Origin of the sequence: Methylobacterium symbioticum, assembly GCF_902141845.1 — a bacterium.
Taxonomy (GTDB): Bacteria; Pseudomonadota; Alphaproteobacteria; order Rhizobiales; family Beijerinckiaceae; genus Methylobacterium; species Methylobacterium symbioticum.
Genome location: NZ_CABFPH010000166.1, coordinates 1 through 7,664, shown reverse-complemented (window position 1 = coordinate 7,664; position 7,664 = coordinate 1). Strand labels below are relative to the sequence as shown.

Sequence of the window (7,664 nt, the reverse complement as noted above, 5' to 3'; positions counted from 1 at the left end):
GGCGGCGAGGCCGGCCTGCGCGTAGCGCGCCGCCGCGCGGATCGCCGCGCGCTCGGCCGGCGACTTGACGAGGCGCAGCGGCGGGATGAGCCCGGACCCGTCGGGCAGCGGGTCGAGCCCGATCCGCGCGGCGATCCGTGCGGCCGTGGCCGGCGGCAGGAACCAGCCGGCGAGCTCGAAGGCGGGGCGGCGCAAGCCGGCTTCCGCCAGGATCCGCGCCAGCGCCTCGACGGGATCGGCCCCGTCCGGATAGGCGACGATGGCGTCGAGCCAGGTATTGGCGGCCGCGCCGGCCAGTTCGAGCTGCCGGACGATGAGGACCGGTCGCCCCTCCGCCGGCAGGACGAGGGCCTGGAAGGCGAAGTAGCCCGCGCTCTGCCGGCCGGTCAGCCAGTAGATCGTCTCCGGCCCCGTCGCCACCAGGGCGTCGTGGCCTCCTGCCGCGACCGCGGCCCGGGCTCGCGCCTGGCGCGCTTCGAACTCCGCCGCGGGGAAGGCGGCCTCGCAGCCGCGCAGATCCGCGAATTCATGCATCGGACCCTCCTCCGGGCCTCGCCGCCGGGATGGCCATCAGATCTCGCTCAGACGGCGGATGATGCCCTGCTTGAAGTTCTCGAGATGCGCCTCGATCGCGGCGGCGGCGGCTGCGGCGTCCCTGGCCCGCAGGGCGGCGATGACGGCCAGATGCTCGCGGTGGACCGGCTCGAAGCGCTCGGGCATCCGGCTCAGGTTGAACATCTGCGTCTTCAGCCGGAGATCCCGGATCGTCTTGGCGAGGATCGCGTTGTTGCTGCGCTCGGCGATGAGGTCGTGGAAGCGCTGGTCCACCTCCCAGTTGCCGGGAGAATCCGGATCGCCCGCCGCGAGCAGGCCCTCGATCGTCGCCTTCAGCGCGTCGAGCTCCGCCTCCGGGATGCGGCCGGTGGCGAGCGTCACGCTCTCCCGCTCCAGCACACGGCGCACGTGCAGGATCTCGACGAGCTCGCGCAGCGAGAACTCCTTGACCACGAGCACGCCGCCCGGCCGGCGCTCGATCAGCCCCTCGGTCTCCAGCCGCGACATCGCCTCCCGGGTCGGCGTGCGCGAGATGTCGAGGAGTTCCGCCAGCCGACGCTCGTGCAGCACCGTGCCCGCGGGCATCTCGCGCCGGATCAGCATGTCGAGCAGCCGCTCGTAGGCCATCTGGCCGAGGCTCTGCTCGCGCCGCGCGTTGAGGCCGCTTGTGTACTGAGAAGCGTCGAGGGCCTTCATCCACTTTCCTCCCGGGGCGCGTCCGTCCGCGCCGTCCCGCCATGCGGCCTGCCGACGGGTCGTCTTGTCGTCTTGCCGGCCCGCACAGGGAGGTGCGGGCCGGATCCGCAGGCGCGGCCCGCGGCGCGGACCCTCACCCGATCATAGGGCCGGCGTGCGGATCGGCTCCTTCGGGGCCGGATCGTAGCCGATGAGCGGGGTGATCAGCTTGGCGTAGGTGCCGTCGGCGATCATCTCGGACAGGGCCTTGTTGACGGCGGCATGGAGGTTCGGCTTGCCCTTCTTGATGGCGAAGCCCTTCTGCACGGTGCTGAGCGGGGTCTCGATCATCACCAGCGGCAGCTTGCGGGCCTTGATGGCGTAATTGCCGGCCACCGCGTCGTTGATCACGGCGTCGATATTGCCGCCGACGAGGTCCTGCATCGCGTCCGCGGCCGTCTTGTAGCTCTTCAGGACGGCGCCGTGCTCCTCGGCGAGCCGGCCGAAGGTCGAGGCCGAGAGCGCACCGACATTGCGGCCCTTGAGGTCGGCCGGCCCGGTGATGCCGGTATCCTTGCGCGTCACGATCCGCGCACCGGATTCGAGCCAGCCGTCGGCGAAGGCGACCTGCTTCTGGCGGGTCGGGGTGATGTCCATCGATTCGCTGGTCATGTCGTACTGGTCCGCCATCAGCCCGACGAGTAGCGCGTCGAACTTGATGTTGACCGGCTCGTAGTCGAGGCCGAGCCGTCGGCAGATCTCCCGGACCACCCGCACCTCGAGCCCGTCGAGCTCGCCGCTCGGGGTGCGCATGCTGAAGGGCGCGAAGGTGCTGTCGGTGGCCACCACGAGCTTGCCGGGCTGGATCAGCTCCAGCTTGGGCCCTGCGTCCCCCGCGCGGGCGCGGGGGCCCGCCAGCGGGGCGGCGAGGAGCGCGGCGCCGAGGGCGGCGGGGGTGAGGACGTACCTGCGGTTCATGGCTCGGGGTCTCCGGGGAAGGGAGGGGGGAAGGGGGGGCGGCAGGGGGCCGGCAAGGGGCCAGGACTGGCCGGGTCCCGCCGCACGGCCTGCGGCGGGCGGATCGGGGGGACTCTCAGGACAGCCGGGCGTAGCGCCGCTCGAAATAGGCCGAGAGCTGGGACAGGATCGAGGTGATGCCGAGGTAGATCAGCGCCGCCGCGATGTAGAAGTCGAACGGTCGGAAGGTCGTGGCGATCATCAGCTGCGCGTAGAGCGTCAGCTCGACGACCGTGATGGTCGACAGGAGCGAGGTGTTCTTGACCGCGGAGATGGCCTCGTTGGTCAGCGAGGGCAGGATGATGCGGAAGACTTGCGGCAGGACGATCCGCACCATCATCGTCCGGGGCGACATGCCGAGAGCCTGGGCGGATTCCAGCTGCCCGCGCGGGATCGCCGCGAGGCCCGCGCGGATGGTCTCGGCCACGTAGGCGCCGCTGCTGATGCCGAGCGCGATGATGCCTGCCGTGAGGGGCGAGAGCTTCACGCCGATCTGCGGCATGCCGAAATAGACGATGAACACCTGCACCAGGGTCGGCGTGCCGCGGATGAACCAGACGTAGAAGCTCGCCAGCGCCCGGACCGGGGGCCAGCGCGACTGCTTGCCGAGCGCGCCGAGGAGCCCGCAGACCCAGCTCACCAGGATGCTCGCCACCGTGACCCCGAGCACGACCAGGGTAGCCGTCAGGAAGCCCGGTCCGTAGGTCAGAACCTCGTCCCGCCAAGCCATCCAGGAATCCTGCATCATCGTCATCGCCGCCCGCTCTCTCCGCTGAAGGTTCGGCCGCTCACGCCGGCAGGCCGAGGCAGGCCGGCTCGTGCAGGACCCGCCGGAGGAACTGCCGCAGCCGGTCGCTGCGCGGCGCGCCGATGATCTCCGCGGGAGGACCGTCCTCGGCGATCACGCCTCCGTCGAAGAACAGGGTGCGGGTGCCCACATCGCGGGCGAACGCCATCTCGTGGGTGACGAGCAGCATCGTCATCCCGTCCGCGGCGAGCGAACCCATCAGGGCGAGCACCTCGCCGACAAGCTCGGGGTCCAGCGCCGACGTGACCTCGTCGAACAGCATCACCTTCGGCGCCATCGCGAGGGCGCGCACGATCGCGACGCGCTGCTGCTGACCGCCGGAGAGCTTCGAGGGATAGGCGTGGCGCTTCTCGTAGAGGCCGATGCGCTGGAGCAGGGCCTCGGCCTCGGCTACCGCCTCCTTGCGCGGCAGCCGCCGTACCTGGATCGGCGCTTCGATGACGTTCTCCAGCACCGTCATGTGCGGCCAGAGATTGTAGCTCTGGAAGACCATGCCGATCCGGGCGCGGAGCGCGCAGAGCTGCTGCGGCGTCGGCTGCCGCCGGGCGCCCGCCTCGAAATCGAAGGCGAAGCGCTCGAAGTCCATGAAGCCGGTGGTCGGGGTCTCCATCAGGTTGAGGCAGCGCAGAAAGGTGCTCTTCCCAGATCCGCTCGCCCCGATGATCGAGATGACCTCGCCTTCATGCACGTCGAGGGAGATGCCCTTCAGCACCTCGTTGGCGCCATAGCTCTTGCGCAGCTTGCGGATCTTGATGAGGGGCTTCGAAGCGTCCTGGACGCTGGGATCGATCATCTGGCCCTCCGCTGCGGGTTCAGAGCGTGTTTAGTGTCGTAATTCTCAGTTTATTGCTGAGGCAACAATCATTAATACGCAAAATATGCACGAGTTGATTGGAAGATATCGAATTTATACTGGCGTCATAGAATTTTGGTGTTGCAAGCGCAATTCATGGTCTCTATGTTGGGTGGTATACCGCCGGCATTCAAGCGGTATTTTTTTGCAGGCGGTGCCTAATCCGTGGCCACATCTCCCCTCGCCGGATCCTGCCTCGTCATCCAGCCGATCCATGCCGCTGGTCTGGCGCGCCTGCGTGAGGCCGGGCTGACGCTGCGCTCCGCGAGCGGCATCGATCCCATGACCCTGGCGCGCGAGGCCGCCGATTGCGTCGCGGCGGTCACCCGGAGCGCCGGCTTCCCAGCAGAGGCGGTGGCCGCTGCGCCGCGGCTGCGCGTCATCGGCGTGCACGGCACCGGCACGGACCCGGTGGCGCTGGGGCCGGCGACACAGGCCGGCATCGCCGTCGTGAACACGCCCGGCGCGAATGCGCGCTCGGTGGCGGAGCATGCGCTGGCGCTGGCCTTCGCCCTGGCGAAAGCCGTGCCGTCGGCCGACCGCGCGGTTCGCGCGGACGATCACGGCTTCAAATACGCGGCACGTCTGGTCGAGCTGAACGGCCTGACCCTCGGCCTCGTCGGCTTCGGGGCCATCGGCCAGGCCACGGCCCGGCTCGGGGCTGCCCTCGGCATGCGGGTCCTGGCCTATGGGCCGACCCGGCCGGCCGCCGACTTCGCGGCGGTGGGCGCCGCGCGCGCGCCGTCGCTGCACGCGCTGCTCGAACAGGCCGACGTGGTGTCGCTGCACCTGCCGCTCACCGCCGGCACCCGGGGCCTGATCGGCCAGGCTGAGCTGTCGCGGATGAAGGCGGGGGCCTTCCTGATCAACACCGCCCGCGGGGCCCTGGTGGATGAGGCGGCTCTCGCCGATGCGCTGGCGGAGGGCCGCCTCGCCGGTGCGGGCCTCGACGTCTTCGCGGGCGATGCGCTGCCGCCGGACCATCCCTTGCGCACCGAGCCGCGCGCGATCCTGACACCGCACATCGCCGGCTCGACGGAGGCGGCGCTGGCGCGCACCGCGGAGGCGGTGGCCGACCGGATCGTCGCGGTGCTCGCGGGCCGCCGCCCGGAGGGCCTCGTCAACCCCGATGTCTGGGCGCAGCGGCGCCATGGATGAGGACAGGAGAGGCCGGAGCGTGCCAACCGTGACAGGACTTCAGGTCGACCAAGCGTTCTGCGAGCGCCTGTTCGCGGACCTCCTGAGCTTCAGCCGGGACGAGCCCGGCGTGACCCGTGCCGCCTATGGCGCGGGCGAGGAGCGGGCGCATGCCGTGATGCGCGACGCCGGCCTCGCGCTGGGGCTGCGGCCCGAGGTCGATGCGGCGGGCAACCTCTTCCTCACGCTGCCGGGGCGGGACCCGGATCTGCCGTGCTGGATGGTCGGCTCGCATGTCGACACCGTCCCGCATGGCGGCAATTTCGACGGCGCGGCCGGCGTGATCGGCGGTCTCGCCGCGGTGGCGGCGCTGCGGCAGTCCGGCCTCGTACCGGCCCGGCCGGTGACGGTCGCCGTGTTCCGCGCCGAGGAGAGCGTGTGGTTTCCCGCCTCCTATATCGGCAGCCGGGCCGCGTTCGGCCTGCTTCCGGCGGAGGTCCTCGACCTGCCCCGCGCCGATAGCGGGCGGAGCTTGGCGGCGCATATGCGCGATCTCGGCCTGCGGCCCGAGGCGGTCTCCGGCGGCGCCGCCCATCTCAGCGCCGACCGCATCCACGGCTTCCTCGAGATGCATATCGAGCAGGGTCCGACCCTGGACGCGGCCGAAATCCCGGTCGGGCTCGTCACCGCGATCAGCGGCAGCGTCCGCTACCGCGAAGCGGCCTGCTTCGGCCGCTACGGCCATTCCGGGGCGGTGCGCCGGTCCGAGCGCAGCGACGCCGTCTTCGCGCTGGCCGACCTGATCGCCGGGCTCGACGCGGTCTGGGGCGAACTGGAGGCGGCGGACCGGCCTGCGACCGTGACGTTCGGAGAGGTCTCCACCGATCCGAGCCTGCACGCCTTCGCCAAGATCCCGGGCGAGGTGCGGTTCTGCCTCGACATGCGCAGCACCGAACCCGCCGTCCTCGACGCGGTCGAGTCGGCGCTCGCAGACCTCGTCGCGCGGATCGAGGCGGCGCGCGGCGTCCGCTTCGCGCTCGGCGCGCGCACCGGCAGTACGCCGGCCCGGATGAGCGCCGGCCTGGTGGCGGCTCTGGGCCGCCACGCCGACCGCCTCGGCCTAGCCTACCGGACCATGATCAGCGGGGCCGGGCACGACACCGCCGTGCTGGCCGGACAGGGCGTGCCGAGCACGATGGTGTTCGTCCGCAACCAGAACGGCAGCCACAACCCGGACGAGGCCATGCGGATCGAGGATCTCTGCGCGGCCGCGACCCTCGTGGCGCACCTCGTCGCTGAAGCCTGAGCCGGCGCCCCTCGAACGAAGGATGCTTCGATGATCATCGATCTGAACTGCGACATGGGTGAGGGCTTCGGCGTCTACCGTCTCGGCGACGATGCCGAGATGCTGACGGTGGCCACCTCGGCGAACATCGCCTGCGGCTTCCATGCGGGCGACCCGCTCGTCATGCATCAGACCCTGACGCTGGCCGCGCGCAACGGCGTGCAGGCCGGCGCCCATCCGAGCTTTCTCGATCTCTGGGGCTTCGGCCGCCGCCCGATCCACGGCGAACGTCCGGAGGATGTCGAGAAGGCGGTGCTCTACCAAGTTGGCGCCCTGCTCGCGCTGGCACAGGATGCGGGCACGCCGGTGCGCCACGTGAAGACCCACGGCGCCCTCGGCAATCTGGCGAACGAGGATTCCGACCTCGCCCTCGCGGTCGCCCGGGCGATCCGGACCCTCGACCGCGACCTGATCTTCGTCGTGATGCCCGGCCTGGAAACCGAGCGGGCCGGGGAGCGCCTCGGTCTCCGGATGGCGCGCGAGGTCTATGCCGACCGGGCCTATGCCGATACCGGCAACCTCGTCTCCCGCAAGCTCCCCGGGGCCGTGCTGCACGAGCCCGAGGCGGTGTCGGCGCGCGTGCTGCGCATGCTGGAGGACGGCGCGATCACCAGCCTGTCGGGGCGGCGGATCCCGACGCGGATCGACACGGTCTGCGTGCACGGCGACACGCCGGGCGCCGTCGCCATGGGCCGCCGCCTGCGCGACGACCTCGCCGCCCGCGGCATCACGCTGAGGCCGATGGCCGAGGTGGTCGATGCCTGAGACGGAGCCGCTCCCCTACCGGCTCCTCGATTGCGGCGATCGCGCGCTCACGATCGAGCTCGGCCGCGCGGTCGATCCGGCCGTCAACGAGCAGGTCGTCGCGCTGGATCGGGCGCTGGGCGCGGCGGGCCTGGCCGGCCTCCTGGAGACGGTGCCGACCTATCGCTCGCTCCTCGTCCTCTACGACCCCGAGCGCCTGCCGCGGGCGACGCTCGCGGCCTGGATCGCCGGGCACTGGCCGCCGCCCGCGGGCGCGGACGGCGGCCGGCGGCGCTGGCGGGTCCCGGTCCATTACGGCGGCGCACACGGGGCCGACCTCGATGCGCTGGCGGCAGGCGCCGGGGCGGAGCCCGCCGCCGGGGGGGGCCTCCCTGCGGGCCGCGGCGACCCGGGTCCCCAGAGCGGCCTCTCGCCGGGCCTCGCCCATTCCCGTCGGCCCCGCCCGCGGGGTCCCCCGAGGCGCCCGTCCGGCCCGCCGCCGGAGACGCCGGCCCGCCACCGTCCCGGGC

At 71.6% G+C, this 7,664-nt stretch carries 9 protein-coding genes; 4 read left to right on the top strand and 5 right to left on the bottom strand.

The features are described from left to right. The 5 genes from MET9862_RS27585 to MET9862_RS27565 form a co-directional block, all read right to left on the bottom strand. Positions 1-534, bottom strand: a 534-nt coding sequence (locus tag MET9862_RS27585) for an aminopeptidase P family N-terminal domain-containing protein (protein WP_185157032.1), incomplete at its 3' end; no start/stop codon positions are given. 36 nt (positions 535-570) lie between these two features. Further along, on the bottom strand, positions 571-1,251 hold the full coding sequence (locus tag MET9862_RS27580; RefSeq protein WP_142586116.1) for a GntR family transcriptional regulator: 681 nt from the start codon (positions 1,249-1,251) through the stop codon (positions 571-573). Between the two features lie 141 nt (positions 1,252-1,392). After that, positions 1,393-2,208: a transporter substrate-binding domain-containing protein gene (locus tag MET9862_RS27575; protein ID WP_142586115.1), complete on the bottom strand. Its 816-nt coding sequence runs from the start codon at positions 2,206-2,208 to the stop codon at positions 1,393-1,395. A 115-nt stretch (positions 2,209-2,323) separates the two neighbouring features. Continuing rightward, positions 2,324-3,001, bottom strand: a complete 678-nt coding sequence (locus MET9862_RS27570) for an amino acid ABC transporter permease (protein ID WP_142586114.1) — start codon at positions 2,999-3,001, stop codon at positions 2,324-2,326. A gap of 34 nt (positions 3,002-3,035) precedes the next feature. Next, entirely contained in the window at positions 3,036-3,848 is an 813-nt protein-coding gene (locus MET9862_RS27565; RefSeq protein ID WP_142586113.1) for an amino acid ABC transporter ATP-binding protein, read from the bottom strand. 225 nt (positions 3,849-4,073) lie between these two features. Here MET9862_RS27565 and MET9862_RS27560 point away from each other — a divergent pair, with 225 nt between their 5' ends. The 4 genes from MET9862_RS27560 to MET9862_RS27545 all read left to right on the top strand — a co-directional run. Then, positions 4,074-5,066 (top strand): NAD(P)-dependent oxidoreductase, encoded by a 993-nt coding sequence (locus tag MET9862_RS27560; RefSeq protein WP_142586112.1) that lies wholly within the window; start codon positions 4,074-4,076, stop codon positions 5,064-5,066. A gap of 28 nt (positions 5,067-5,094) precedes the next feature. Next, positions 5,095-6,351 carry a Zn-dependent hydrolase gene (locus MET9862_RS27555; RefSeq protein WP_244612938.1) on the top strand — a complete coding sequence of 419 codons (1,257 nt, stop codon included), beginning with the start codon at positions 5,095-5,097 and terminating at the stop codon, positions 6,349-6,351. A 30-nt stretch (positions 6,352-6,381) separates the two neighbouring features. After that, positions 6,382-7,155: a LamB/YcsF family protein gene (locus MET9862_RS27550; protein ID WP_142586110.1), complete on the top strand. Its 774-nt coding sequence runs from the start codon at positions 6,382-6,384 to the stop codon at positions 7,153-7,155. Continuing rightward, positions 7,148-7,664 (top strand): carboxyltransferase domain-containing protein (locus MET9862_RS27545; protein WP_142586109.1); only part of this gene is annotated, 517 nt, incomplete at its 3' end. The genes MET9862_RS27550 and MET9862_RS27545, both read left to right, overlap by 8 nt.

Excerpts from the sequence above, each read along its gene's own strand:
- MET9862_RS27550 (WP_142586110.1), top strand. The coding sequence starts at position 6,382 with ATGATCATCGATCTGAACTGCGACATGGGTGAGGGCTTCGGCGTCTAC.
- MET9862_RS27575 (WP_142586115.1), bottom strand. The coding sequence starts at position 2,208 with ATGAACCGCAGGTACGTCCTCACCCCCGCCGCCCTCGGCGCCGCGCTC.
- MET9862_RS27570 (WP_142586114.1), bottom strand. The coding sequence starts at position 3,001 with ATGACGATGATGCAGGATTCCTGGATGGCTTGGCGGGACGAGGTTCTG.
- MET9862_RS27580 (WP_142586116.1), bottom strand. The coding sequence starts at position 1,251 with ATGAAGGCCCTCGACGCTTCTCAGTACACAAGCGGCCTCAACGCGCGG.
- MET9862_RS27565 (WP_142586113.1), bottom strand. The coding sequence starts at position 3,848 with ATGATCGATCCCAGCGTCCAGGACGCTTCGAAGCCCCTCATCAAGATC.